Source organism: Alphaproteobacteria bacterium (assembly GCA_040905865.1).
Taxonomy (GTDB): Bacteria; Pseudomonadota; Alphaproteobacteria; order UBA8366.
Map to the genome: position 1 here is coordinate 1 of JBBDQU010000072.1, position 26,556 is coordinate 26,556.

Annotated in this window: 28 protein-coding genes; 7 read left to right on the forward strand and 21 right to left on the reverse strand. The window is 60.3% G+C overall.

Annotation, left to right across the window (positions count from 1 at the left end; translation table 11 throughout):
* Positions 1-95, forward strand: a 95-nt coding sequence (locus WD767_15845) for a transcription initiation protein (GenBank protein ID MEX2617561.1), incomplete at its 5' end; no start/stop codon positions are given.
* Between the two features lie 319 nt (positions 96-414).
* Here the strand turns inward: WD767_15845 and WD767_15850 are convergent.
* The 3 genes from WD767_15850 to WD767_15860 all read right to left on the reverse strand — a co-directional run bounded on the left by WD767_15850 (position 415) and on the right by WD767_15860 (position 1,981).
* On the reverse strand, positions 415-768 hold the full coding sequence (locus WD767_15850; GenBank protein MEX2617562.1) for a GcrA family cell cycle regulator: 354 nt from the start codon (positions 766-768) through the stop codon (positions 415-417).
* 412 nt (positions 769-1,180) lie between these two features.
* Positions 1,181-1,525, reverse strand: coding sequence for a DUF2794 domain-containing protein (locus tag WD767_15855; protein MEX2617563.1), 345 nt, complete (start codon positions 1,523-1,525; stop codon positions 1,181-1,183).
* 87 nt (positions 1,526-1,612) lie between these two features.
* Positions 1,613-1,981: a hypothetical protein gene (locus WD767_15860; GenBank protein ID MEX2617564.1), complete on the reverse strand. Its 369-nt coding sequence runs from the start codon at positions 1,979-1,981 to the stop codon at positions 1,613-1,615.
* A gap of 194 nt (positions 1,982-2,175) precedes the next feature.
* Here WD767_15860 and WD767_15865 point away from each other — a divergent pair, with 194 nt between their 5' ends.
* From WD767_15865 to WD767_15880, 4 genes are read left to right on the forward strand one after another with little or no spacing between them, the layout of a single operon-like run.
* The gene (locus WD767_15865; protein MEX2617565.1) at positions 2,176-2,817 is read left to right on the forward strand and encodes a tetratricopeptide repeat protein; all 642 of its coding nucleotides are present in this window, start codon (positions 2,176-2,178) and stop codon (positions 2,815-2,817) included.
* Positions 2,818-2,827: 10 nt separating this feature from the next.
* Positions 2,828-4,147: a PQQ-binding-like beta-propeller repeat protein gene (locus tag WD767_15870; protein ID MEX2617566.1), complete on the forward strand. Its 1,320-nt coding sequence runs from the start codon at positions 2,828-2,830 to the stop codon at positions 4,145-4,147.
* Between the two features lie 18 nt (positions 4,148-4,165).
* A complete protein-coding gene (gene der, locus WD767_15875; protein MEX2617567.1) occupies positions 4,166-5,503 on the forward strand; it encodes a ribosome biogenesis GTPase Der in 1,338 nt (445 codons plus the stop codon).
* A complete protein-coding gene (locus WD767_15880; GenBank protein ID MEX2617568.1) occupies positions 5,500-5,883 on the forward strand; it encodes a hypothetical protein in 384 nt (127 codons plus the stop codon). The genes der and WD767_15880 overlap by 4 nt, the downstream gene beginning before the upstream one ends.
* 9 nt (positions 5,884-5,892) lie before the next feature.
* On the opposite strand, the gene WD767_15885 is transcribed toward WD767_15880, so the two are convergent.
* The 11 genes from WD767_15885 to rpsF all read right to left on the reverse strand — a co-directional run bounded on the left by WD767_15885 (position 5,893) and on the right by rpsF (position 16,086).
* Positions 5,893-6,603, reverse strand: coding sequence for an SDR family NAD(P)-dependent oxidoreductase (locus WD767_15885; protein MEX2617569.1), 711 nt, complete (start codon positions 6,601-6,603; stop codon positions 5,893-5,895).
* A 19-nt stretch (positions 6,604-6,622) separates the two neighbouring features.
* Positions 6,623-8,074, reverse strand: coding sequence for an amidophosphoribosyltransferase (gene purF, locus WD767_15890; protein ID MEX2617570.1), 1,452 nt, complete (start codon positions 8,072-8,074; stop codon positions 6,623-6,625).
* A gap of 15 nt (positions 8,075-8,089) precedes the next feature.
* Positions 8,090-8,758 (reverse strand): CvpA family protein, encoded by a 669-nt coding sequence (locus WD767_15895; protein ID MEX2617571.1) that lies wholly within the window; start codon positions 8,756-8,758, stop codon positions 8,090-8,092.
* Between the two features lie 9 nt (positions 8,759-8,767).
* Positions 8,768-10,183: a DNA repair protein RadA gene (gene radA, locus WD767_15900; protein MEX2617572.1), complete on the reverse strand. Its 1,416-nt coding sequence runs from the start codon at positions 10,181-10,183 to the stop codon at positions 8,768-8,770.
* A gap of 32 nt (positions 10,184-10,215) precedes the next feature.
* Positions 10,216-10,989 (reverse strand): ATP-binding cassette domain-containing protein, encoded by a 774-nt coding sequence (locus WD767_15905; GenBank protein ID MEX2617573.1) that lies wholly within the window; start codon positions 10,987-10,989, stop codon positions 10,216-10,218.
* Positions 10,986-11,759 carry an ABC transporter permease gene (locus WD767_15910; GenBank protein ID MEX2617574.1) on the reverse strand — a complete coding sequence of 258 codons (774 nt, stop codon included), beginning with the start codon at positions 11,757-11,759 and terminating at the stop codon, positions 10,986-10,988. Before WD767_15910 ends, WD767_15905 begins: the two co-directional genes overlap by 4 nt.
* Positions 11,756-12,871: an alanine racemase gene (gene alr, locus WD767_15915; protein ID MEX2617575.1), complete on the reverse strand. Its 1,116-nt coding sequence runs from the start codon at positions 12,869-12,871 to the stop codon at positions 11,756-11,758. The genes WD767_15910 and alr overlap by 4 nt, the downstream gene beginning before the upstream one ends.
* Entirely contained in the window at positions 12,855-14,390 is a 1,536-nt protein-coding gene (locus WD767_15920) for a replicative DNA helicase (protein ID MEX2617576.1), read from the reverse strand. Before WD767_15920 ends, alr begins: the two co-directional genes overlap by 17 nt.
* Before the next feature lie 223 nt (positions 14,391-14,613).
* The gene (gene rplI, locus WD767_15925; protein MEX2617577.1) at positions 14,614-15,249 is read right to left on the reverse strand and encodes a 50S ribosomal protein L9; all 636 of its coding nucleotides are present in this window, start codon (positions 15,247-15,249) and stop codon (positions 14,614-14,616) included.
* 121 nt (positions 15,250-15,370) lie between these two features.
* Positions 15,371-15,640, reverse strand: coding sequence for a 30S ribosomal protein S18 (gene rpsR / locus WD767_15930; protein MEX2617578.1), 270 nt, complete (start codon positions 15,638-15,640; stop codon positions 15,371-15,373).
* Positions 15,637-16,086 carry a 30S ribosomal protein S6 gene (gene rpsF / locus WD767_15935; GenBank protein ID MEX2617579.1) on the reverse strand — a complete coding sequence of 150 codons (450 nt, stop codon included), beginning with the start codon at positions 16,084-16,086 and terminating at the stop codon, positions 15,637-15,639. The genes rpsR and rpsF overlap by 4 nt, the downstream gene beginning before the upstream one ends.
* A gap of 371 nt (positions 16,087-16,457) precedes the next feature.
* Between rpsF and WD767_15940 the strand changes: the two genes are divergently transcribed.
* Positions 16,458-17,330, forward strand: a complete 873-nt coding sequence (locus WD767_15940; GenBank protein MEX2617580.1) for a YicC/YloC family endoribonuclease — start codon at positions 16,458-16,460, stop codon at positions 17,328-17,330.
* 45 nt (positions 17,331-17,375) lie between these two features.
* The gene (gene gmk, locus WD767_15945; protein ID MEX2617581.1) at positions 17,376-17,981 is read left to right on the forward strand and encodes a guanylate kinase; all 606 of its coding nucleotides are present in this window, start codon (positions 17,376-17,378) and stop codon (positions 17,979-17,981) included.
* Here gmk and rsmA read toward each other — a convergent pair.
* From rsmA to WD767_15980, 7 genes are all read right to left on the reverse strand, one after another.
* Positions 17,978-18,847: a 16S rRNA (adenine(1518)-N(6)/adenine(1519)-N(6))-dimethyltransferase RsmA gene (rsmA, locus tag WD767_15950; GenBank protein ID MEX2617582.1), complete on the reverse strand. Its 870-nt coding sequence runs from the start codon at positions 18,845-18,847 to the stop codon at positions 17,978-17,980. The two genes, gmk and rsmA, sit on opposite strands and share 4 nt — an antisense overlap.
* Complete coding sequence (gene pdxA, locus WD767_15955; GenBank protein MEX2617583.1) at positions 18,840-19,868, reverse strand: 4-hydroxythreonine-4-phosphate dehydrogenase PdxA; 1,029 nt, start codon at positions 19,866-19,868, stop codon at positions 18,840-18,842. Before pdxA ends, rsmA begins: the two co-directional genes overlap by 8 nt.
* 6 nt (positions 19,869-19,874) lie before the next feature.
* The gene (locus WD767_15960; protein MEX2617584.1) at positions 19,875-21,203 is read right to left on the reverse strand and encodes a peptidylprolyl isomerase; all 1,329 of its coding nucleotides are present in this window, start codon (positions 21,201-21,203) and stop codon (positions 19,875-19,877) included.
* Position 21,204: 1 nt separating this feature from the next.
* Entirely contained in the window at positions 21,205-23,367 is a 2,163-nt protein-coding gene (gene lptD / locus WD767_15965; protein MEX2617585.1) for an LPS assembly protein LptD, read from the reverse strand.
* Positions 23,364-24,458 carry an LPS export ABC transporter permease LptG gene (lptG, locus tag WD767_15970; protein ID MEX2617586.1) on the reverse strand — a complete coding sequence of 365 codons (1,095 nt, stop codon included), beginning with the start codon at positions 24,456-24,458 and terminating at the stop codon, positions 23,364-23,366. Before lptG ends, lptD begins: the two co-directional genes overlap by 4 nt.
* 9 nt (positions 24,459-24,467) lie before the next feature.
* The gene (gene lptF / locus WD767_15975) at positions 24,468-25,586 is read right to left on the reverse strand and encodes an LPS export ABC transporter permease LptF (protein ID MEX2617587.1); all 1,119 of its coding nucleotides are present in this window, start codon (positions 25,584-25,586) and stop codon (positions 24,468-24,470) included.
* 190 nt (positions 25,587-25,776) lie between these two features.
* Positions 25,777-26,532: a glycosyltransferase family 2 protein gene (locus WD767_15980; GenBank protein ID MEX2617588.1), complete on the reverse strand. Its 756-nt coding sequence runs from the start codon at positions 26,530-26,532 to the stop codon at positions 25,777-25,779.
* Between the last annotated feature and the right edge of the window lie 24 nt (positions 26,533-26,556).

Genomic DNA, 26,556 nt, shown 5'->3' on the forward strand with positions numbered 1-26,556 from the left:
TCGAAGCCGCCGATCTTGCCGAAGCCATCGAAAAAGTCTCGTGCGTTCCGTGCGCCGTCGCTCACGGCGTCGTCGAAGTGTGGCCGCTCGAATAAAGCGAGTGACGGTGGTTTTTTTGGTCGCACCGTAAACCACCCTGCGAGGTTGAATTCATAATTGTGGACCGATTGTTGCCGATAGTCGCTGAAACTAGGCAGATTCCGAATCGCTGAAATTCCTAATTGAAATCAAGAGCGTAAATGTTTGACGGATCGGGGAGTCGGTTTTTCATCGCACAGCCAAGAATTTTACGCTTTCAGATCAACGCGTTACCATGGCTCGAAATGATCGAGAGAGCATAGCTTTTGCCCGGGGCATCGTCCTTGACAGTGCGTCGTGGAAGATTCCCCGGGCATAATAACGGGAAACTGGCGGTTAGCGTTTCGCGCCGGCCACTGCCCTGACATTGCTGTCACTGGTCTGCCGATAGGCCTGCATACAGTGCTCTTCGCAATACGGCCGGTTCACGCTGGACTGCTTTCCGCAAAAATGGAAATCCGCCGCCCCCGGATCGCCGATTGGCCACTGGCAAACCCGGTCCGTAACCGGATTCAGGGTGCCGATAAGCGGCTTGGAGGGAACCGTGCGCGTCGACAGCCCAAGCCTGTGGGCCTTGCCGATGACGGCGTTCCGGGTAATGTGCCCGAGGGACTCCGCGATCTGCCGCGCGGACAATCCATCGCTCCACAATTCTTTCAGTAACTCAACTCGCTCCGCAGTCCATTCCATGATGACCCCACAAGACGTTGCCCAAATTGCTCTGCCAGGGGATGCCGCATTAAACGGCACACATATTGTGTAACAGAGATACACCACACACTATATTCGGTGCAGGCAGCGCTCTCAAGACAAAATGACAAATGATTCGATATTCGTCATTCTCGCCAGTTCATCACCAATACAAGTCCGGAACTGCAGGCATGGAGGTCTCGGAAACACACCCGTGCCAGCCCCGACCGATTTGTCAGGATTGCATCGTTGATCGACAAAGACCTTATAGACGCTGTTTTGACGGACCGCCAGAATTCAATGCAGCGGCAGACCGATTTTTATGCGATGGGAAAGCGCTGGCGCAGCGGACAATCGTACAGCGCATACCACACACGTTACGCGATAATTGTCGCTTTCGGCCGAAGGCGCGTCAGCGTGTGGAAATCAGCCGCAGCGGATTATCAAACATTTTCAGCACGGTATCCAGGGAATGATGCTGTTTGAGCTTCTGCTTGCCCTGGAAGACTGTGAAACTGCAATCCTTGCCGCCGCTCGATTTCGATACGGAAAAAAGGGGGGCGTCATAGCTGTGCCGAAACACGGAAAAGATGGCTGTATTGCCCTGATGGTCGATCGCGTAGTCACGCCATTCGCCCGTGGCGACGCGGCGACTGTACACCTCAAGCAATTGCCGGAGTTCCTGTCGGTTGAAGAATGTACGGTTTCTGCCAGATTTCCTGTTTTGCCCAATAGAGAGATCCAACAGTGTCGCCATCGGAGTTCCGCCTTTCTGTCAACGGGCCTAGCTGTCTTAAAATGCCATGATTCCGACCCGGGTGTCTTTCCTATCGCCATATTCCCTTTACTGGATTTGCCTCGCCCCCACGCCATAGGGGTCGGGTGTCGCGTAGCAGGTTGGCTCTCCGATTGTGCGGTAGCAGTAGATCGGCTTCTCAATGATATTCCGCTCAAAGGAATCCCGGCACAATGGCCCGCCATCCTCCAGTGACTTCAGAAGGTTGCATTGTTTTCCCGAGGCATATTCAGCCACGTAATCGGTTGGCAGCTTGTCCGTATGCACAAAACTGGCCAGACCGGCGCCCAGCGCAAATACGGATTCGGTGCCCCCGCAGGACGCGGCCAGAATCGCCAGAGCGGCAATAGGCGCAAGGATCCCTATGCCGCGCCCGTTCCCAGCGGCAGCCTCCCCATCCGGACAGGTATTCTCCAACCGTTTCTCCTGCCAGCATGACAAATAATTTCACCAGTATTCAAAGTGTAATTTAGCGGTATCGGCATCGGGCATGCAAGCCTGCCCGTCTCCGGCGCCGTCAGCGTATACCCCCGATATCCGCTTGCATCGTTGCCTCGGGTATCGGGTATAGCTATGTTGGCCAACTTCATTCAGGATGGCAGGAGACGCCCGTGGCGGATATCTTCGAAGAGGTCGACGAAGATCTCAAGCATGAAAATTACAAGAGGCTGTGGGATCGCTATGGCCGGTACATCGTCGCCATCATCGTGATCGTCATCGGCGGGGCTGCCGCGAATGTCGGCTGGAAGTCGTATACCGAGAGCCGCCAGCTCGAGTTGAGCGAACAGTTTGTGGCGGCGCTCATGGAGGCGGATTCCGGTAACCTGGAGGAGGCCGCCGGCGCGATGAGCCAACTGGCGTCGGAAACGGATTCGGGATATGCGATGCTGGCCCGGTTCCGGGAGGCCGCGCTCCGCCGGGAGGCCGGCGCCGCCGCCGCGTCGATTGACATATACGACGCTATTGCCGCCGACACTTCGATCGAACCGCTGTATCGCGACCTTGGGACCCTGTTGTCGGTCATGTCGCAGGTCGACAGCGGCGATCCGGCGGCGCTGTCCAACCGGTTGCAGCCCCTTGCGGCAGCGGGCGCCTGGCGGCATACGGCGAACGAATATCTGGGCATTCTGGCCATCCGGCAGGGCAATAGCGACGCTGCTCGAAGCCATTTCCAGGCCGTCGCCGACGATGCGACGGCGCCGTCCGGGGCGCGGTCACGGTCGGCCGAACTGCTGCGCACGCTGGCGCCGTAAGCCGGTAGCCATGAATTTATCAGTTTTGCGGAACGCTTTAGCTATTCTGGTTGTACTTGGGACAGCCGGTTGCGGATTGTTCGAGGAGGAAACCATACGCATTCCCGGGGAACGCATTTCGGTTCTCAGCCTCGATCGCGATCTGGAGCCGGACCAGCGTATCGCGGACCTGCAGGTCAGATTGCCGCGCCCGGTCGCAACGGAGTCCTGGCCCATGTCCGGCGGCAATGCGAACCATGCCCTGCACCATGTGGCCGTTCCCGTGTCGATCAGCCAGGCGTGGCGGACCAATATCGGCGAGGGTTCGGACTCGACGATGCGATTGCTCGCGACGCCCGTCGTGGCCGACGGCAGGGTTTTCACAATGGATGTGGAGTCGCAGATTACCGCACTCAATGCGGCGAATGGCGAGATTTTCTGGCAGCAGGATCTGAAAGTGCCGGAAGATGACGAAGAGGCCTTTGGCGGCGGCATTGCCTATGGCAACGGCCGGTTATTCATTTCCACCGGATTCGCGGATGTCGTTTCCCTGAATGCGGACACGGGCAAGGAAATCTGGCGCGCACGGCTGTCCGGACCCATGCGCGCGGCGCCGACAGTGAGCGGCAACCGGGTATTTGTCATCACCATCGACAATCAGGCTTTTGCACTGAATGCCGATACGGGCGAGCGAAGCTGGACCCATTCCGGCTTCGCCGAAGTTGCCGGTCTGCTGGGCGGCGCCAGCCCGGCTGTCGGCGACGGCGCGGTGCTCATACCCTATTCCTCGGGCGAGATTTTCGCTCTCAGGGAGGAAAACGGCCGTCTCCTGTGGTCCGACAATCTTTCGTCATCGCGTCGGCTCGACGCCATTTCGACGCTTGCCGATATCCGTGGCCTGCCGGTGATCGACCAGGGACTGGCGTTCGCCATCAGCCATTCCGGCCGCATGGTGTCCATCGACATCCGGTCGGGTACGCGTGCATGGGAGCAGAGCATCGGTGGCGTCAACATGCCCTGGGTCGCGGGTCAGTTCGTTTATGTTCTCACCAATGAAAACCAGGTGGTCTGCCTGACCCGGCGCGGCGGGCGGGTCCGCTGGGTCCGGAACCTGCCGCAATTCGAAAAAAGCGACAGTCGTGACGATCCGATCAAGTGGTCCGGCCCCGTTCTGGCCGGGGACAGGCTGATAATTACCGGCAGTCATGGCGAGGCGTGGTCGGTCTCCCCATATACGGGAGAAGTCCTGGGCCGACAGGAACTTCCGGGTCCAGTGTTCCTGCCGCCGGTGGCGGCGGGCGGAACGGTGTATTTTTTGACCGAGGACGGCGACCTGGTCGCCATGCGATAACGGACGGCACAAAAGCGAATGACCTTTACAGTTGCGATCGTCGGCCGGCCCAATGTCGGCAAATCCACGCTGTTCAACCGTCTGGTGGGCAAACGGCTGGCGCTGGTCGATGATACGCCGGGGGTGACCCGGGACCGGCGCGAGGGCAGCGCGCAGCTGGCGGACCTGAAGTTCAACGTCATCGATACCGCGGGGCTGGAGGAGGCGTTCGATGACAGTCTTGAGGCGCGGATGCGCCGCCAGACGGATCGGGCCGTCGCGGATGCCGATCTTGCGCTGCTGCTGATCGATTCCCGCGCGGGCGTCACGCCGATGGACGCCCATTTCGCGGCCTGGCTGCGGCGCGGGGACACGCCGGTTCTGCTCGTCGCCAACAAATGCGAGGGACGGCTTGGCGAAGAGGGGCTTTATGACGCCTTTTCGCTGGGCATCGGCGAACCGATTGCCCTGTCGGCCGAACACGGCGAAGGGATGGCGGATCTCTATGCCGCACTCGTGCGGCATATGGAGGGCGCGGAAGGCAGCGAGGCAAAGCCCTATGAACAGGCCCTGCAACTCGCGATTATCGGCCGGCCGAATGTCGGAAAATCGACGCTTATCAACCGGTTGATCAATGAGGACCGGCTGCTGACCGGACCGGAAGCGGGCATTACGCGGGATTCCATCACCGTCGACTGGAACTACAAGGGGCGTCCGCTGAAGCTCGTGGATACGGCGGGGCTGCGTCGGCGGGCGCGGATCACTGAAAAGCTTGAACGCCTGTCCCGCGCGGATACCGAACGGTCGATCCGCTTTGCGCAGGTTGTCGTGTTGCTGCTGGATGCGACCGATATGCTTGAAAAACAGGACCTGACCATTGCGCGCAACACGATTGACGAAGGGCGTGCCCTGATTATCGCGGCCAATAAGTGGGACCTGATCGACGATCGCGATGCCGCGCTGGCAAAGCTGCGCGACAGGATGGAACGGTCGCTGCCGCAGGTGCGTGGTATACCGATCCTGACCCTCTCGGCGCTGAACGGACGTAATCTGGACCGGCTGCTGGACAGCGTCTTTTCGATCTATGACACCTGGGATACACGGATCAGTACATCGAAGCTGAATGAATGGCTTGGCTTCATGCTGGCGGATCATCCGCCACCGCTCGTTTCAGGGCGGCGCGTAAAGTTGCGGTATATGACCCAGATCAAGTCACGGCCACCGACATTCGCCTTCTGGACATCACGGCCCGAAGCGCTGCCGGAATCCTATATGCGTTATCTCATGAACGGGTTGCGCGAGGATTTCGGCCTGCAGGGAGTCCCGCTTCGACTGCTGCTCCGGAAGGGCCATAATCCGTACGCACCGAAGGAATGACCGTTCGCGCCATCGTGCTCCTGATCGGAATCGCGTTGTCCGCCTGCGCCGGCGGCGCGCCCGTGGATGCAGTGGCCCGGTGGGATGGTCGCTGGGTCGGTCACTTTGAGTCCTCGCTCGGCCTTCTCGGCTGCCCGGCGCGCACCGTGCTCGACATAACGGTCAATGAAGGCCGCATGGCCGGCGGCGGCAGCACGCGGGCGATGACGATCAGTCTGAGCGGCACTATCTCGCCAACCGGGGAAATCCGGGAGGGCGTGTTTAACCGGGACGGCAAGGCAGCCGCGGTGATGGCCGGCACATTCACGCCGAGGGAAGCGGCCGGCCGCTGGCAGGGCAGTACCTGTGAGGGAACATGGCGCTTGCAGCGGTTCCCCTGACTCCTTGACCTACTGTGCGGTGATCCGCTCGCCGTTGCGAATGCAGTCGGCGGACGCCAGTTCGACGAAGGCATCGGTAATCGAGTCGGGCGAGGCCAGGGTCTGCGGGTCTTCCCCCGGGAAGGCCTGGGCGCGCATCGATGTGCGGACCGCGCCGGGGCTGAGGATATTGGCGCACACGGATGTCGAGGCGACTTCGCCGGCATAGGTGCGGACCAGTGATTCCAGGGCGGCCTTGCTGGCGGAATAGGGCCCCCAATAGGGTTTGGCGGTGCGCGCGGCGCCGGAGGACACGAAAATCGCCCGTCCGGCATCGGAAAGCCGAAGCAGCGGGTCGAAACTGCGGATAAGCCGGTAATTCACGGTGACGTTCAGCGCGAGGGCCTCTTCCCACACATCCGGTTTGACATGGGCGACGGGCGAAAGGATGCCCAGTGTTGCGGCATTGCCGACCAGGATATCCAGCCTGCCGAAACGCTGATGCACCGCCGCGCCCATCTGGTCGATCTGGTCCATCGACAGCAGGTCCGCGGGGACGAGGGTTGCCTTGCCGCCAGCGGCCCGGACGGCGTCATCGACTTCCTCCAGCCCGCCAACCGTTCGGGCCGTCAGAATCAGATGCGCTCCTTCGGCGGCGAAGCGTTTCGCCACCGCGGCGCCGATGCCCCGGCTCGCGCCGGTGATCAGGGCGATACGCCCTTCAAGACGTTTGCCGCTCATCGTGCAAAATTGCCTGACATCAGTTGAATTCCGCGAGCAGGGACAGTTGCCGCTTGTCCGACTCGCCCATCTGGTCGGTCAGTTGGATGGGGTAGTCGCCGGTGAAGCAGGCGTCGCAAAAATGCGGCGCTTCGGCGTCGCGCTGTGGCTGGCCCATCGCCCGATACAGGCCCTCGATGGAAATGAAGGCCAGCGAATCCGCGCCGATCAGGTCGCGCATGCCGTCTACGTCGTTGTTTGCCGCAAGCAAAACGTTGCGTTCCGGCGTGTCGACGCCGTAGTAGCAGGAATGCGTCGTCGGCGGACTTGCGATCCGGATATGAACCTCCTTCGCGCCGGCCTGGCGGACCATGTCCACGATCTTGCGGATGGTCGTTCCCCGGACGATCGAATCGTCGACCAGCACGACCCGTTTGCCGGTGATATAGGCGCGGTTCGCACTGTGTTTCAACTTGACGCCGAGATGCCGTATTTCATCGCTGGGTTCGATGAAGGTGCGGCCCACATAGTGATTTCGGATGATGCCGTATTCGAACGGCGTATTGGAGCCCTGGGCAAAACCGATTGCCGCGGGCACGCCGGAATCCGGGATCGGCACGATGACATCGGCGTCGACCGGGGCTTCATGGGACAGTTCGATGCCGATACGCTTGCGCGCCTCGTAGACCGAAATCCCTTCCACGATGCTGTCCGGGCGAGAAAAATAGATATACTCGAAGACACAGAACCGCTGCTGTTGCGGCACGAAGGGAAAATGGCTGCTGATGCCTTCCTTGTTGATGACGACCAGTTCCCCGGGTTCAACGTCGCGCACATAGGCGGCGCCGATGATGTCGAAGGCGCAGCTCTCCGACGCCAGCATGTAGTTGTCGCCGATCTTGCCGAGGACCAGAGGCCGTACGCCGTGCGGGTCGCGCACCCCGATCAGGCTTTCCTGCGACAGGACGACGAGCGAATAAGCGCCTTCGATCTGCTGTAACGTACTGGTCAGCCGTTCCACCACGCTGCCGCGGCGGGTGGCCATGAGGTGGACGATGATTTCCGTATCGGTGGTTGACTGGAAGATACAACCCTGCTGCACCAGCTGTTTGCGCACGGTGTGGGCGTTGGTGAGGTTGCCGTTGTGTGCGATCGCCAGTCCGCCGATTTCGAGATCGGCGAAGAGGGGTTGGACGTTGCGCAACATGGGCGCGCCGCTGGTGGAATAGCGCGTATGGCCGATGGCGGCGAAGCCGCTCAGCCGTTCAATGACGCTTTTGCGTCCGAATATATCGCCGACGAGCCCGATACCGCGATGGGCCGGAAACTGCGCCCCGTCGAAGGCAACGATACCGGCGGCCTCCTGTCCCCGATGCTGCAAGGCGTGCAGTCCGAGGGCTGTGTGTGCGGCGGCTTCGTCATTGCCGTAAATGCCGAAGATGGCACACTCCTCATGTAACTTGTCGTCCTGGAACGGGTTCGTGGTCAGCATTTCAGCTATCGCTTTCTACTGTTTTCCGTCGATCAGACGCTGCATGTCGCGGCGTTCGCTATCCTTGTAGGCGGGCGCTTTTTCGGCGTCGGGCAGGGGGGCGCCAAGCCTTTCCAGGTCTTCGAGCACCTTCCTGGACTCGATGGCCTGTTGCGTCGATTCCCGAACGCCGTCGACGGCGGATCGGGTTTCGTGACGCATTTCCTTTGGAATAAGTCGGTTCAGCATTTCGGCGCCCTGTTTAACCATCGGTATTGTGCGGGCGTCCTGAAAATATGGGTCCAATTCATGCTCCGCCCACACCCAGGACACGGCGATATAGGCGACACAGACCAGTAGCGCGCCACGGACAATACCGAACAGGAAGCCCAGACCGTGATCGATCGCCCCCAGGACGCTGTCCTTGACGCGTCCCGATACCGTATGATTGATCAGCGTCAGGATGACAAGCGTTATCAGGAACAGGCCGACGCCCGTGACGATATCGGCAACAACCGGCATGGAGATGACCTGCCGGACATAGGGCTGGACGTGAGCGAACCCGTATAGTGTAACAAGCACCGCGCCGATCCAGGTCGCGAGCGACAGTACTTCCCGGACCAGGCCGCGGAAATAGCCGATAAGTCCCGAAATGATCAGGATTGTCGCGACGATTACATCGACGAATTCAAAAGGCAGCGTCATTTTGTTTCGCTATATCATGGCAGCGCGGGGGCTGGCCGTTGTTTGATCGGGAAACAGCGCTAGTAGATCGCCGACGCCCGACAGTTCCCGTAATTTAATGTCATTCGGCGACACCTTGCCGCGCCAGTGCGGGCAAAGGACCTGCGTGAAGCCGAGCTTGCTCGCTTCCTTGAGGCGTGCAGCCATCTGGCTGACCGCCCGGATTTCGCCCGACAGCCCGACCTCTCCGAAGATGGCCATGGACCCGGGCAACGGCAAGCCGTAAAGCGCCGATGTCAGGGAAGCGGCCACGGCAAGGTCCGCCGCCGGTTCGCTGATCCGGAAGCCGCCGGCGACGTTCAGGTATACATCCTTGCCGGAAAACTGTAGCCCGGCGCGGGATTCCAGAACGGCAAGGATTGTCGCCAGCCGCCCGCTGTCCCAGCCGACGACATTACGCCGCGGCGTGCCGAGCGGAGAAGGGGCGACGAGCGCCTGGATTTCAACCAGAATCGGTCGGGTACCCTCGATCCCGGCAAAAACGGCGGCGCCGGAAACATCGCCATCTCGATCGGCCAGGAACAGCGCGGACGGGTTGGCCACTTCCGCCAGCCCCGCATCGGTCATTTCGAAAACGCCGATTTCATCGGTCGGGCCGAAGCGGTTCTTGACCGCGCGCAGGATGCGGAACTGATGGCCGCGTTCGCCCTCGAAATACATCACCGTATCCACCATGTGCTCCAGCACGCGGGGACCGGCAATTACACCTTCCTTTGTGACATGGCCTACCAGCAGCACCGTAATGCCGCGCCGCTTCGCCAGGCGGATCAGTTCCTGCGCCGAAGCACGGACCTGACTGACCGTTCCGGGTGCGGATTCGAGGGCTTCGAGATACATTGTCTGGATCGAATCGATGACAACGATATCGGGCGAATCGTCCCTGTCCAGCGTCGCCAGTATGTCGCGGATATTGGTCGCCGCCGCCAGCGTGACCGGCGCCTTCGTGACCGCCAGCCGTTCGGCGCGCATGCGGACCTGGTCGATGGATTCCTCGCCGGAAATATAGGCGCAGCGTACGGCCCCGTTTCCGGTCGCAAGACCGGCCACCGCCTGAAGCAGCAGGGTAGATTTGCCGATGCCCGGATCGCCGCCGATCAGCAGCGCCGATCCGGGGACAAGGCCACCACCGGCCACCCGGTCGAATTCGCTGATGCCGGACCGTTTGCGCGGCGCCGGTTCGTTCTTGCCGTCCAGGCTGACGAATTCGATGCTGCGGGCATTGGTGTTCCGGGCGTTGCGGTTTCCCTTGCCGCCGGTGGGAACGGACTCGGGTGCCATTTCCTCGGCTATCGTGTTCCATCCACCGCAGGCGTCGCAGCGCCCGGCCCAGCGCGGATGCACAGCGCCGCAGGACTGGCAGACATGTCGTGTGGCCGCGCGCGCCATTCAGTCAGGTCCCGGCTGGCGGATCGCTTGCTTCATAGGCGCCGCAATTCCATCTGAATGGGTCCTTCGGCCCGTCCGTGGATGAACTGCTCCACATGTGCCTCACCTGAATTATCGATATCAGCGGTGCGCCCGTCCCAGATGATCCTGCCCTTATACAGCATTGCGATGCGGTCCGAAATCTTGCGGGCGCTGGCCATGTCATGGGTGATGGTCATGGCGGTCGCGCCAAGTTCGCGAACGCATTTGACGATCAGGTCGTTGATGACGTCGCCCATGATGGGATCGAGCCCGGTGGTGGGTTCGTCAAAGAAGATAATATCCGGCTCGGTGGCGATGGCGCGCGCCAGGCCGACCCGCTTCTGCATGCCGCCGGAAAGTTCCGAGGGAGACAGTTCGCCAACTTCGGGGCCGAGTCCGACCGCGGCCAGCTTGTCCAGTGCGATCTCCTTGGCTTCGCGTCGGTTCTTGCCGCGGCCCTGTATCAGTCCGAACGCGACATTCTCCCACACTGGCAGGCTGTCGAACAGGGCGCCGCCCTGGAACAGCATGCCGAATTTCCGGTTGACCCGTTCCCGATCCGCGCGGCGCATGCCGACAACGGCTTCACCGTCGATTTCGATAGTGCCCGCGTCGGGCGTCAGCAGCCCCAGAATGCATTTCAGCATGACGGATTTCCCGCTGCCCGATCCGCCGATGATGACCAGCGATTCTCCGGCGCCGACTTCCAGGTCGATCCCGTCGAGCACGACCTTTTCGCCGAAGCGCTTGTGGATATTGGAAAGTTTGATCTTTGGCGTGCTCATATCACCAGGAACAGTTCGGTAATCACATAATTGAAAAACAGGATCAGGATGGAGGCGGAAACGACGGCATTGGTGGTTGCCGCGCCGACTCCCTGGGCGCCGCCGCGGCTCTTGTAGCCGTGGAAACAGCCCATCAGCGTCACGATGAAGCCGAAAGCGGCGGCCTTGACCAGCCCCGAAAAAACGTCCTTGAACTCCAGCACTTTCCAGGTTTCGCTCAGATAGATACCGGGATTGAATCCCAGCTTGTAGACCGATACCACATAGCCACCGAAGATACCGATGATATCGCCGACGAAGACCAGCACGGGCAACATGGTCAGTCCGGCGACAATGCGCGGCGCGATCAGGTATTTGAACGGATTGGTCGACAGGGTATCCAGGGCGTCGATCTGCTCTGTTACCCGCATGGTGCCGATTTCGGCGGCCATGGCGGCACCGATCCTGCCGGCGACCATCAATCCGGACAGCACCGGGCCCAGTTCCCGCGTAATCCCGAGCGCCACGACCTTGGCAATGGCATCTTCCGCCGAGAAACGGGAAAATCCCGCATAGGTCTGCAGGCCAAGCGCCATGCCGGCAAACAGCGTCGTCATGCCGACAACAGGCAGGGAGTAATACCCGATATCGATCATCTGGCGGCCATGCAGGCGGAAATAGAAGGGCGGCCGGATACAGTGCGATAGTGCCGTCAGGGTAAAGAGCACGAGAATGCCGGTCGATTCGAAGAAGCCGAGGAATGCCTTGCCGATGGGACGAAACGGGTTCATGCGTCGCCCTCAATATAGGCGCGATGATAGCGATGGCCGAGCCGGGTCAGGATTTCATAACCGATCGTACCTGCTTCGGCGGCGAGCGCGTCGATATCGTGCCGGGGACAGATCAGGTCCACGAAGTCGCCGGGAGTGACATTGGGCACATTGCTGACATCCAGGGTGATCAGATCCATTGATACCCGCCCGATAACGGGTACTGTCGTGTCGCCTAGCAAAGCGCTGCCTTCATTGCCGAGGCTGCGCGGATATCCATCGGCATAACCGGCCGCCACGGTTGCGACCATCGTCGGTTTCGTGAACCGGCGGGTCGCACCATAGCCAACGGTCTGGGGGGTGTCAACGATCCGCACGGACAGAATTTTTCCTTTTAAACTAACGACTTGCCGCAACGGGTTAGGTTTTCCCGCATTCGGGGAAACGCCATACAGGCCGGCGCCCGGCCGCACCATATCGAAGTGCCAGGCCGGCCCCAGAAAGGTGCCGCTGCTTGCGGCGAGGGATCGCCTGCTGCCCGGCAGCGGCGCCGTCAGTTCGGTGAACAGCGCCAGTTGCTCCTGGTTCAGGGGGTGCCAGGGCGTATCGGGGCAGGCGAGGTGGCTCATGACCAGCGCGAGATCGATACCGTTCAGCCTGTCCGGTTCCGCAGCCAGCCGTCTTGCTTCCGCCGGCATCAGGCCGAGCCGCGCCATGCCGGTATCGAGATGCAGTGCCGCCGGTGGCGCGGTCGCATCGATGCAGAACCGCGCCCAGGCTGCCACCTGGCCCAGATCGTTCAGCACGGGGTTGATCCGGTACTCCGCGAAAACCGGCGCCTCGCCCGGCGTGAGACCGTTGAAGCAGTAAATTGTCTCGTCGCGCAGAACGCCGCGCAGGGTAATGGCTTCGTCCAGATGCGCGACGAAAAAGGTGCGGCAACCGACGGCGCACAGCGCGCGGGCAACCCGAAGGGCGCCCAGGCCATAGCCGTCCGCCTTGACGACGGCGGCGCATTCGGCGCCTGCCGCCAGGGCGGCAATATGGCGATAGTTCGACTGTACCGCGCCAAGATCGATGGTCAGTATCGAAGCGCTGCGGGAAATGCTCTGCAATTCAGGAGGGGTAGGCATCCGGATCGCTGTGCTGGCGGTCGAGATCCGCAAACCGGGTCAGGCTGCCGTCGAAATACAGGTCGATGGCGCCGACCGGGCCGTGCCGTTGTTTGGCGATGATGACGCTGGCCGTGTTCCGCACCTCGGCGATCCGTTCCTGCCAGGCCTGCGCCCGGTTTTCGAACCGGTCGCGCGCTTCGTCGGCGTTCTGCATCGGTTCGGCCTTTTCCAGGTAATATTCCTCCCGGAAAATGAACATGACGACATCCGCATCCTGTTCGATCGAGCCCGATTCACGCAGGTCGGACAGTTGTGGACGTTTGTCCTCCCGGGATTCCACCTGTCGGCTGAGCTGCGACAGAGCCAGCACGGGAACTTCCAGTTCCTTGGCGAGTGTCTTTAGCCCGCGGCTGATTTCACCGATTTCATTGACGCGGTTCTGTTCGCGGCCGCTGGACGAACCCTGCAGCAATTGCAGGTAGTCGACGACAACCAGCGCCAGCCCGCCATGCTGGCGCTTGATGCGTCGCGCACGGGTCCGGACGGCGGAAATCGACAATGCCGGCGAGTCGTCGATGATCAGCGGGACCCGGTGCAGTTCCTGCGTGGCGGCAACCAGCCGGGTGAATTCATCGGATTTGACGTCGCCACGGCGGATGCGGTCCGACGGCAGTTCGGCCTGCTCGGACAGGATACGGGTTGCAAGTTGTTCGGATGACATTTCCAGCGAAAAGAAAAGGACGCAACCGCTCTGGCCCTTTCGCTCGCTTTCCGGCCTGGACGAGGCGGCCAGCACCGCCTTCGCGGCGTTGAACGCGATATTTGTCGCCAGCGCCGTCTTGCCCATGGATGGGCGGCCGGCAAGGATGAGCAGGTCGGAGGAATGCAGCCCGCCCAGTTTGCGGTCGAGCAGGTCAAGCCCCGTCGTTATGCCGACGATATGGCTATCGCGACGGAACGCCTCTTCGGCCAGTTGCAGTGCGACCGTTGCCGCTTCCTTCAGCGTGACGGAGCCCCGCTCGGTTTCGCCGCTTGTCGCGAGGTCGTACAGGCTCTGTTCGGTTTTTTCGATCTGCTGGCTGGCGGAAATTTCGATGTCGTTGGCGTAGGCGTCGTTCACGACATCCTCGCCAAGCCCGATCAGGGCGCGCTTGATATACAGGTCCTGCACCGTACGGCCGTAATCCGACGCGTTGACGACCGAAACGACGGATGCCGCAAGTTCGAACAGGTAAGCGGTGCCGCCGATCTCCGCCAGGGCTTCGTCATTCTCGAAGAAGTGCTTGAGGGTAAGGGGGCTGGCGACCTGGCCCCGCTCAATCAGCTTTGCCGCCGCTTCGAATATCCGGCCGTGCACGGGCTCAAAGAAATGGTCCGCCTTGAGGAATTCGGATACCCGCTCGAAGGCGCGGTTGTTTGTCAGTATGGCGCCCAGCAGGGCGGCCTCGACTTCGACATTCTGTGGCGGGGAGCGGTAGACCGGGCCCGCGTGCGCATCACGATGCAGGCTGGCGATATTATTTTCGGCATGTTCCATGGAGAGCGTTGTACACGGCTCTGTGGCAAAACTGGGGCGCTAAATATGCCGCGTCCGAATTTAGCGGAATGAATAACTGGAATAGCGGGGATAGTTTCTTGATGCGGCGGCGACTGCGACGATTTCCAGGACGCGCCAGTACCATTTACCGCATTGATCCGGAAACGAAAAACGGGCGGCGCCTGGCGCCGCCCGCAAGGAAATATTTCCTCCGACCGCGGCGCTAGGGTGCGGTGTTTTCGTCCTCGGCGTCGGTTTTCGTTTCGTCCTGCGCGGTGGGCGCTTCGTCGCCGAACGCGGCGCCGACGTCCGATTCGCTGAAACCGAAGCCGCCGTCGTCGTCCTGGTCGTCATCGTCGCCGCTTTCCGACGGGATGATCGCATGACCGATTCGCTGCTGCGCTTCCGCTTCGTCCGGCGACTGGGCGACATTGACAATGACGTCGACGAAGACTTCGGGATGCAGGCGGATGCGGTGGGAATGCAGGCCGAGCATCTTGATCGGACGCTCGATAAGGACCTGATCGCGTGTGACCGTGAAACCGGCTTCCGAGATGGCGTCGGAAATATCGCGGCTGTTCACCGAACCGTAGAGCTGGCCGCTGTCGCCGGAGTTGCGGATGATTGCCACTGTCAGGCCCTGCATGGTTTCGGCGATTTTTTCCGCCTCGGCGCGGCGCTGCAGGTTGACCGCCTCGAGCTGCGCTTTTTCCTTCGAAAAATATTCCATATTGGTTTTGGTCGCGCGCAGCGCCTTCTTCTGCGGCAACAGGTAATTCCGTGCGAATCCAGGCTTGACGTTGACCACTTCGCCCATCTGGCCAAGCTTCTCGATCCGTTCCAACAAGATGACTTCCATTTTAACCTCCAGCACATACGGTTCAGACGACTCACATCGCCTGTACGTCGCTTAATGCTCTATCAGCCCCGATGCGGCGAAGCGGCGTCCTGTAACCGGGTACCGCGTTTCACCAATGACCCTACTGAATGACGTAGGGCAGCAGACCCAGAAATCGGGCGCGTTTGATCGCACGATCCAGTACGCGCTGCTTCTTGCCGGATACGGCGGTAATCCGACTGGGAACAATCTTGCCGCGCTCGGAAATGAAACGCTGCAGCAGCCGGACATCCTTGTAATCGATTGTCGGCGCGTTCGGCCCGCTGAACGGGCAGGACTTCCGCCGCCGGAAAAACGGCCGGCGCCCGCCGCCACCACCGCCACTGCCTTCTGAGGATCGTTCATCACTCATTCCGAATCTCCTTTACCTTCTCGTGCTGTCCCGGAACCATCGCTGGACGATGAATTGCTGTCCGATGAAGAATCGTCCCGGTCGCTCCTGGGGCGATCGCGTCCGTACCGGCCGCCGCGTTCGTTGCGGTTCGCCATGACAACGGATGGTTCTTCAGGCAGGTCATCGGTGCGCAGTGTCAGGAGACGCAGGACATCCTCGTTGAGGCCCATCAGGCGTTCCATTTCGCGCATGGTTGCGGACGGGGCTTCGTAGTTGAACAGGACGTAATGGCCCTTTTTGTTCTTTTTCATTCTGTAGGCCATGCTCTTGAGGCCCCAGTACTCCCGGCGGGAAATACGGCCGCCATCGCCGGTAATGATCTCGGCCATCGCATCGCTGATGGCATCGACCTGCGCGGAGGAAATATCCTGGCGGGAAATAAAGACGGTTTCGTAGTACGGCATTGCGTACTCCTTCTGGCTAATACGGCCCGGCGTCCCTTTTTGGGGGAACGGTCCGAACCTGAGCCGGCAGCCCAATACTGCCGGCAAGGAGTGGTTCCTTTCGGAAGGCGCGCACTATACACATTCCAGTGCGGCGGAAAAGGAAATTCGCAAAGTATTCAAATATTTCGCCTCGGAACGCCGATTCGTCCGACCGCCACGCGGATGGTATACCGTCAGTCGCCAGCCTACGGTCCCGGATTCGATCATCTATATCGGGCAACGGCGGATGGTGTTTGTATCGACCGGGATCGGGTCCACTCATGGAATGGTATCGCGGCGGTAAATATAGTATCCCATACCCAATCTTACCCCCGGGGAGAAACACTACCGTGCTCGCATCAATGACAGGGTTTGCCCGTGAACGCGGCGAACTGGCCGATACCGCCTGGGAATGGGAAATTAAAAGCGTGAATTCGCGTGGGCTGGATATCCGGATTCGGCTGCCGGCGGGCAATGACGATGTCGAACTGGCGGCACGGGAAGCGATCGGAAAAATGTTCAAGCGGGGCTCGATAAATGCCTCGTTGAACCTGCAGCGCAACAGCGGGGAATCATCGCTGCAGGTCAATCGCGTGTTCCTGCAGCAGTTGATCGACGTCGCGCGGGAAATGGGCCAGGAGAACATGCAGGTCGAGGCGCTGTTCAATGTTCGCGGCGTCGTCGAACCGCAGGAGGCCGAAAAGGATGAAGCGGCGGAAGAAGCCCGTCGCAAGGCCTATCTGGAGTCCCTTACCCGGGCGCTGGAGGCGCTGCGAACCGCGAGGCAAAGCGAGGGACGCAAACTTCTGGTGATGCTGGAGGCGCGGGTGTCGGAGATGGAGTCGCTGGTCGTCGCGGCCGAAGCTGCCGCCCGGGCGCGGCAGGAAAGCGCGCGGGACCGTCTGGCGGATCAGGTTGCCGCGCTGCTCGAGGCAACGAATGTCGTTACCGGGGAAAGGCTGGCGCAGGAACTGGCGCTGCTGGCGGTAAAAAACGATATCCTGGAGGAAATCGACCGCCTCAAGGCGCATATCGCCCAGGCCCGGGAATTGCTGGGGGAGGGAACCGCCATCGGTCGGCGGCTCGATTTCCTGTGCCAGGAATTCAATCGGGAAGCAAATACGCTGTGTTCAAAATCGAACGATATCGCAATGACAAGGATCGGCCTGGACCTCAAGGCCACCATCGATCAGTTGCGGGAACAGGTGCAGAATGTGGAGTGAATACCGTTGAACGATGATCCGTTTGCCGTGCGCCGCCGCGGGCTGATGTTTGTGCTGTCATCGCCATCCGGGGCGGGAAAGACGACGATATCCCGCGAGATTCTCGCACGGGACAGCGAGATTACGATGTCGGTTTCGGCGACGACGCGCCCCAAACGGCCCGGGGAACGGGTCGGGATCGATTATGAATTCATCGATGTGACGACCTTCAACCTGATGGTGAACCGCCGCGAATTTCTGGAATACGCCAAGGTCTTCGACAATTATTACGGCACGCCGCGAGCGCCGGTGGAGGAACTGCTGGCGCAGGGGCGGGACGTGCTGTTCGACATCGACTGGCAGGGAACCCAGCAACTGATGGAACAGGCGCGGGACGATCTGGTCAGCGTCTTCATCCTGCCGCCTTCCATGCGGGAACTGGAGCATCGACTGAATACCCGAGCCCAGGACAGCGCGCAGGTGGTTGCCTCGCGCATGGCGAAGGCGGCGGACGAAATGACCCATTACGCCGAATACGACTACATCATCATCAATCGCGATGTGGAAGAAAGCGTGGATTCTGCGCTCGCCCTGCTGAAGGCGGAACGTCTGAGACGCGACAGGCAGATCGGGCTGGGCGAATTCGTCAAGGGGCTGCGTCAGGGTCGCTAGATCAGATCATGGTTTGCGCGGCTTGCCTGGTAAGCCCTGGCCAGCGCGGCAAATCCGGCGATATCGATGGTTTCGGCGCGCGCGGTGGCGGTAATGCCGGCACTGTCGAGTAGCCCGGCCGGATCCCGAACCAGCCCCTTCAGCGCGGCCCGCAGCATTTTCCGGCGCTGCCCGAAAGCTGCCGCCGTCACTTTTTGCAGCGCTTCGCGGTCCACCGGATGCGGTAAGTTCGTATAGGGAGTCAGCGAGACAACCGCGGAATCGACCCTGGGCGGCGGGGTAAACGCGCGCGCTGGCACATTGAATATCCGCTCTGTCTGGCAACGCCAGTTCGCCAGGACCGAAAGACGCCCATAGGCCGGGTCGCCGGCCCGGGCGACAATCCTGTCCGCGACTTCCCGCTGGAACATCAGCGTCATGCCCGTGATTGAATCGGTCCCGATCAGCCAGCCGACCAGCAGATGCGTGCCCACATTATAAGGCAGGTTGGATACCAGCCGTCGCGGGGCATCGCCAAGACAGTCAAAATCCAGCGTCCGGGCATCCGCTTCGATGATTTCCAGCCGACCGCGTGCTGCGTCCCGCAGGGGCTGCAATGCCTCAATGCAGCGGGCGTCGCGCTCGATCGCGATAACCCGGCGCGCGCCGGCGATCAGCAGGGCGCGGGTAAGTCCGCCCGGTCCGGGGCCGACTTCGATGACTGTCCCTGAAGTGATGTCGCCCGCGGCGCGGGCGATCCGGCCCGTCAGGTTCAGGTCGAGCAGAAAATGTTGCCCCAGCGCCTTTTTAGCAGCGAGACCATATGTCGTGATTGTCTCGCGCAGGGGTGGCAGGGCGGCGATGGCGCCAGGGAAAGTTTCAGGCATGGCCTGCGTCGGCGGTGGTAATGCCGGCAAGTCGGCGGTCCGCCATCATGGCCGCCATCCTGAGTGCGGCAATGAGGCTGCGTTCGTCGGCGACGCCGGTGCCGGCGATCTCGAATGCGGTGCCATGGTCCGGCGATGTCCGGATGAACGGCAGGCCGATGGTCACGTTGACGGCGGAAAAGAAATCGATCGTCTTGATCGGGATCAGGGCCTGATCGTGATACATGCAGATCGCGGCGTCGTATTCGCTTCGCGCACGCTCATGAAACAGGGTATCCGAAGGGGCGGGCCCGCGAACCGACAGGCCAGCGCGCTTCAGTTTTTCGATTGCCGGCGCGATGATGTCCGTATCCTCCCGGCCCATGGTGCCGCCTTCGCCGGCGTGGGGATTCAGGCCGGCGATAACGATATGCGGCTGCGCGATGCCGAAATCACGCGTCAGGGCGGCGGCGGTGATGTTTGCGGTTTCAATGATGGCGTCCTCGGTCAGCGCCTGGATAGAGTCGCGGAGGGAAATATGGACACTCAGCGGTACGACCCGAAGCGATGCGCAGGCGAGCATCATGACCGCACGCGATCCGTCGCCGGCCAGTTCGGCCAGGTAATCAGTGTGACCGTTGTGATGGAAGCCCGCCTGGGTCAGGGTCAGTTTGTGAATCGGGTTTGTCACGACGGCGGCGGCGCGGCCCGTGACCACCAGGTCCACGGCCTCGTCGATCGCCGCGATCACGGCGCCCGCATGCGCCGGGTCAGCGGTGCCGGGTATCGGAAAATTACTGAGCGGACGCGACAGAACGGGCAGCGCGTCCGCGAATATTGCCGCGGCTTCCTCCGGCGCACCGATCGGCGTGATTGGAACAAGCCAGCCCAGCCGTTCGGCAAGGGTCGCGAGGCGGTCGGCATCGTCGATCATGAAGAACGGCGGTACAGCCTCGGATTCTCGTGCGAGCCAGGCCTTCAGCGCCACCTCGCCGCCAATGCCGGCGGGTTCGCCCATGGTGAGCACAAGCGGGCCGGCCACGGGTCTTTATTCCCGCAGGTCGACATAGGCATTGCGGCGCAGATCCCGCAGATATTGCCTGGAAAGCAGTTCAAAGCGTTTGTTGGTCAGTTGGTCCTGAACTTCCTTCCGGTCGGGCAGGTTCGTCATGGGGGCCTCACGCCCGCATACAACGAACAGGATCACGGGGCCGGCGTCCGATACGACCGGCTGGCTTGCCTCTCCGACGTTTAGCGTGCCGACCGCGGCCTGAATATTCTGCGGCAAATCGCCAAGCCTGATATTGCCGAGCGATCCGCTTTCGCTGGTACCGACGGATTCGATCAGGGCAGGCAGGTCGTCGCATCCGGTTATGGCGGTTCGGATCTGATCGGCTGCCGCCTGTTGCGCCTCCGTTTCCGCCGCCGTTGCGCCTTTGGCCAGGGGGAAGACGATCTGCCGCAGGTCGATAACGGTATCGCCGACATCACTCCCTGCCACCGTCTGTCGGTCGCGCAGGTACAGCAGATGATAGCCGGCGACCGTCCGAATCGGGTCGCTGACATCTCCCGGGTTCATCGATGCAATCGCGGCGTCCAGTTCGTCGCTCAGCAGTCCTGCCTGAATCCAGCCGAGATCGCCTCCGACCGAAGCTGTCGTGCTCTGCGAAAAGGACCGGGCAAGCGCGGCGAAATTGGAGCCGGCGTTCAACTGATCCTTCAGCCGGAGCGCTGTCCGGCGGACTTCGTCTTCCTGGTTCGGGTCGTCGATGCCCAGCAGGATTTCCGAGACCCGCAACCGGGGCTGACTGAGTTGGGACTCGATCCGGGCCAGTTCTTCATCAATAGCGTCGTCGCTGACCCTGGCCTCGCTGCGTAATTTACGGCTGACGGTACGGCCCCAGGCGATTTCCGCTTCCAGTTTCTTGCGCAGTGTGGCGATGGAAATCTGTCTGCTCTGCAACAGCTTTTCCAGGTCGCCGGGTTGCATCTGGTTTCGCTCTTCAAGGGTGCGGATCGCGTTGTCTATGTCGCGGTCGCTGACCGTAATATTTTGTTTTTTAGCTTCCTGTAGCTGCATTTCCTCGTCGACGAGGGTGCGCAGGATCTGCTGCGACAGGCGTCGCTGGTTATCGGCGGTATTGGGCATTCCGGTCGAAAACATGACGAATTTCATGCGTTCGATGACGTCCAGGACGGAAACGACCCTGTCGTTGACGACCGCCGCGATCCGCAACACGCCCTGCGCCTGAAGCGGCGCGGCGCCGCAGGCGAACAATACGATGATCACGGCGATAATCTGTTTAACGATGCGACGGCCCGCGGCGCTTGGGCGACCGGACAATCCCTTCCCGTTGATTTTCAATATTGTGTCCATGCTAGTACACCTGTGATGCAACCGCGCCCAGATGCTTGAAGGATACCCGGAAGATGATGGAATCTGCCGGATCGAAATCCGCGTCCCTTGTAAATCGGCGTTCCGCATCCGCGGTAAATATGACGCATTCATCTTCATAGGTTATACGCATTCCGCTGAAAAGTGTTCCCCCATTGCTGTCGAGGTCCCGATGGGTCTGGGCGGATACGGTCCAGAAATCGTTAATCTTCGATTGCGCTGAAATGCGGATTTCTTCCCGTTCCTCCAGCGCCGCCTCGTTCGGATCTGCGGCGATGAACAGATAGTTACTGCTGATCCGAAATGCATCCGTGCCGGCGGTAAACCCCAATTCATTACGTACGAAATCCAATGCGTCGTCGTCGGCGCGGAAGCGATAAAGAAGATCGAGGTAGCGGTTCGGGCGGACGTCGACGCGCCCAACGATATTGGAAACATGGCGTTCGATGCCGAACTGATTGGCGAGATCCTCATCGGCATGAATCCGGTAGCTCTGGCCGATGAACGCTGTCGTCTGGCCGTCCCCGGCGCCGAACACCCCCATATTCAGGCCGTATACAACCTTTTGACCGCTTTCGACCCGGTCGATACCGGGGAAACGGTCGGCGCTGAGAATGTTGGTGTCGTCGATTTCCACAACCGTGCTGTCCTCGCTGGGGATGGCGCCCGGATTGCTGCCATTGGGGGCGAGAACGACTGCTGCGATCGGCTCTATGAGTTGTCTGCTGGAACCGGAATTCCGAACGAACGGGTATCGCCAATGGGCCGAGACCTGCGGAAATATGCGTCCAGTAAACCCGTCATCTTCCGAAATTGCGGCGCTGTTGTGCTCAACATGGTAGAGGTCGTTGCGCAGGCTAGCGCTGAAGGTCGTGATATGGCCCGCATCGGCGATGAAAGGCAGTTCATAGCCCATTTCCAGCGACATCATCTGCACATCCGACCTGTCCCCGCGGTACAGCGATCTGAAGCTGGCGTCGATCACGTACTTCCCTCCCCAACGGGACGGCTGGCCGACATGATTGAAGTCGAGCAGGGGAGCGATCTTTGGCGTGTTCGGCCGCAATCCGCTGCGCAGATCCTGAAACAGGAATATATTGCCGGCCGCATAATTGCGTCCGCGGAATCCCTCGATGAACGCGTTTGTTTCCAGTGAATTGCCGGGGCTGCCGAAAAATTTGAATGTGCGCAGATAGCTGCGGTCGGTGGCACGTTCTACGTCAAAACCGGTGCGCCAGGTGTCGTCAATATCGAACCTGCCATGGCCAAAAACGTGACCGCGGATTTCGTCTTTCCGGATTTCCTCGACAACATTCGAGCCGATCCGCCGATCCGCCTCCGCGAGGCTGCCTGAAAATTCGATGATGCCCGAATCAAATCGCTGCCGGTATTCTCCGGCGAATACGACGCCTTCGCCTTTGGTAATTATCGGTGCGAAGGTGATATCCTTGCTGTTGTCGATGGCCCAGAAATACGGAACCTGCGTGAAGGCGCCCAACTGGCCGCTGGACCCGAATGACGGCGTCAAAAAGCCGCTCTTCCGGTCGACTGTCGGGTCCGGGTGCATAAAATATGGCGTGTAGGCAACCGGGTAGCCATATATTTCCATCCACGCATGCTTGTACCGAATTTCCTGCGCGGCCTTGTCATGTACAATCGTGTTGGCCTTGATCTGCCACAATGGTGCCTTTTCGGGATTTTCCCTGCAGACCTCGCAGGGCGAATATAAAGCCTTGCTCAAAACTGTCCGGTTTCCGTTCGTCCGTTGGCCGGAATTGGCGGCAAACCGGCTGTTATCCGCCAGCAGAATCTTGATTCTATGGATGACGCCATCCCGCATGGACTCGGTCAGTTCGACGTAGTCGGCGAATACGGTATCCCCTCCCGGCTCCAGCAGAATGACATTACCCGAAGCGGTGACTGTATTGCTTTTCTGGTTGTAGCTGACCGTATCGGCAAACAGCAGCCGCTCGCCCTGGGTGATTTCGACATTTCCCCTGGCGACGACGTTGCCCAGTTCCTGATCCTGCGTCAATTCATCCGCCTGAATCAGCACCGGTATGTTCAGGTCCTGACCCGTCGCCGAAAACGATATGGCAAGCAGAAGACCGATAACGGCGAATATGCGACAATGGAACACCATCATCCGTCCTCGAAATGAAACAGCATGGCGATGCCGAGAAGCCCGCTAACGCCGGCGGGCGCCCATGCCGCGAGTGTGCTGGGAATGCTCGCTGACTGACCGAGTGCGTATACAAGGTCGGACGCAAAATACAGCAAAAAACCGCTGAAGGCGGCGCCGGCAATCGAAGCCGAAGCGCCGACGCGTCCCGTGGTCCGCAGCGAAAATATCGCGGCTATCAGGATCATGGCCGCGAGGAGGACAGGGCTGGCCAGCAGCGACTGCCAGTACAACTTGTGCCGGAGGCCGGAAAACCCGGCGCTTTCCAGATTTGCGACGAACGAGGGCAGTTCCCAGAACGACAGTGTTTCGGGCGATGCGAAACTGTCCAGGATCTTGTTCAGTGTGAGATCCGTGTTCAGCCGGTAACGGTCGACGTGATAGGTGGTTGTGTTAGGCTGCGAAATCCAGGCATTCGAGATATCCCAGTAACCATCCTTGAGTTGCGCGCTTTCCGCGTCGATCCGTCCGGTGAACCGATCCTCGCCTTCATACAGGAAGATCGTGACCTGTTGGAGCGACATATCCGACTGGGCCACCCGGGTGGCGTGGATGACGGATTGCCCGCCGACGTCGGATTGCCGCAGCCACAATCCGCCGCTCGAGACCGACAACAGGCTGGTGGACTGATTGAGATATTGGGATTCGAGCTTTTCAAATTTGGAAAGCATCACTGCTGCGACGGGATTGAAGACGGTGACCTGAAAGACGCCGACCAGTAGTGCGATGCAGATCGTCGGTGCCAGAATCTGCCAGACGGAGATCCCCGCCGCACGCGAAACGACGAGTTCGTTGGCCCTGGACAGTCGCCAGAACGCGAGCGTCGCGCCGAACAGAATGCAGAAAGGCAACATCTGCTGTATTAGATGCGGCAGTTTGAACAGGCTCATCTGGATCACGATTGAAAGGGCGACATCTTCCTTGTCGGCTGACCTGCGCAGCATTTCGACGATGTCGAACATCAGGACGACCGCTGTAATACCCGCGAAGACGCTGGCCAGCCAGAAGCCGAAATGACGCGCCAGATAAGCCGACAGTGTTGCTGACAATACCATGGCCATTGCCTATTGCGCCGGAAGGGAGGCTGGAATGTCGCGCCTGCGCGACTGTCCGAACAGAAGGTAGATGGCTATCAGCAAGGGTACGATAGTCACCAGATACATGCCCGGAATGGCGGCCGCGTAGCGTGTAGCCAGATTATTCATGCTGACCTGTCCGATCGCGACAACGGTGACCAGTGCGATAGCAATCAGGATCGTTTTCGTCTGCCCGCGCCGGCTGAAGGGCATGATCAGCAGCATTGCGATGCCGATTGCACTGTAGGTAACAGGCAGCATGATCATCGTCAGTCTATTATGGCCTTCCGCGATCAGCTTGTCCCGGTTGTGCTGTTCATCCGGCGAATTTCCGGGAAACAGCAGGGTCGGCAGGAACCGTTCGCGCGGATCGCGGTAGCGGGTTTCCCTTGCTTCCGGGCTGTTGCCGATTTCGACGACATACCGGTCGAAATACAGCAGAGACATTTCGCCCTTCGACCGGTCGAATTGTTGCCGGTTGCCATTGATCAGAATGACGCGCGGGCCTTCCTCGGACTGCACGATGGCGCCGCGTTCGGCCATCATCGTGACCTGGTCGCGGCTGCTGTCGCGGCTGTCATGCACCAGGATACCGCGCAATTCGCCGTCCGACGTGCGGTCGCGAATAAAGACGGTGACTCCTTCTCCGAGCGAATTAAATACGCCTTCCTGTAGCAGGATGCTGCTGTAGTCGTTCCGGATCTCAAACTGCAATTCCTTGAACTCGCGATACGACACCGGAAGCAGATAGAGATTGATAACCGCCATGACGACAGCGGCCAGTGCGCCGGCGAACAATCCCGGCCGGGCAATCGTCAGCTGGCTGACGCCCGCCGAACGCATGACGACGATCTCGCTGTCGGTCGTCAGTCTGTTGTAGGTGAACAGGGTGGCGCAAAAAATGGCAATTGGCAGGACAATGGTGAGAAACCGCGGAAGCAGCAGCGAGGCCAAATACGCAAACATCGAAAGCGGCAGACCGCGATTGATGATCAGGTCGACAAGACGCAGCGACTGGGTAAGCCAGATCGCAAAACACAGAATTACCGAAACGAATACCGTCGCGATGAGGATCTGTTTGAGGATGTAACGCGTCAGAAAATTCATTGCCCATTCATTCTATGCCGGATGAGTATTAGCCCGGAACGATCTGATATTCTATCCTTTTTTAGAATCCGTAAAGACCGGAATCAAATCTTTGGTTTACGCTGCCGGGTCCCGTGTCGAGCCGTGGCGGGGTGGCGAATCGCCTTGATTATCGTGCTCGCAGACCGGTAGCCCGCCCCTGCGGCGGCTCCTATTCGTTTTCCAGCCGGGCCTTCAGATGCGCGATCAGGGGCATCAGGCCGGCGAAAAGGCCGATCAGGAATCCGTAATAACCCTCCCGGTAACCCTTGCGCTGCACGTAACACTTGAAAAAGCGCGTAAAAACGCGGCGAAAATTGCTGCGGAACGTGCCGATATCGCCTGCCGCACGAAGGTCGCGGGCCTTCATGGTCGTGTAGCGGTCGAAGCGCTGGATCATGTCGGAGATATCGCGGTCGTGATAATGAATGATCGGGGTTTTCAGCCGGCGTTTCTCGCCGGTCATGATGACTTCGGGATGGATTGCCTGTCCCCCGAACCGCTTCGCGCCAGCCGTATACAGGCGCGCAGCGGCGCTGACGCCGAACGATCCGCCCCAGCCATATCGCACCAGCCGGTCACCGATGTAATTGTCGAATGGTATCAGAAAATAGCCCGGTGCGGCGCCTTCGATGGCGGTTCTGATTTCGGTTGCCAGTTCCGGCGTCGCCCTTTCATCGGCATCGATATGCAGTATCCAGTCGCCGGTACAGGCGTCGATTCCCGCGTGCTGGCGTTCAGCCTCGATATCCCATCTGCCTTCGACGATCCGGTCGGCGATCTTCTCGGCGATGGCCTTCGAGCCATCGGTGCATTTGTCCAGCACGACGACCAGTTCATCCGCGAAGCGGAGTGCCTGGAGGCAGTCGGCCAGCTGTCCTTCCTCATTATGCGCGACGACCAGCGCGGAAAGTCGGGGAGAATTCATGCGACGCGTTTATGCCCGGTGAAC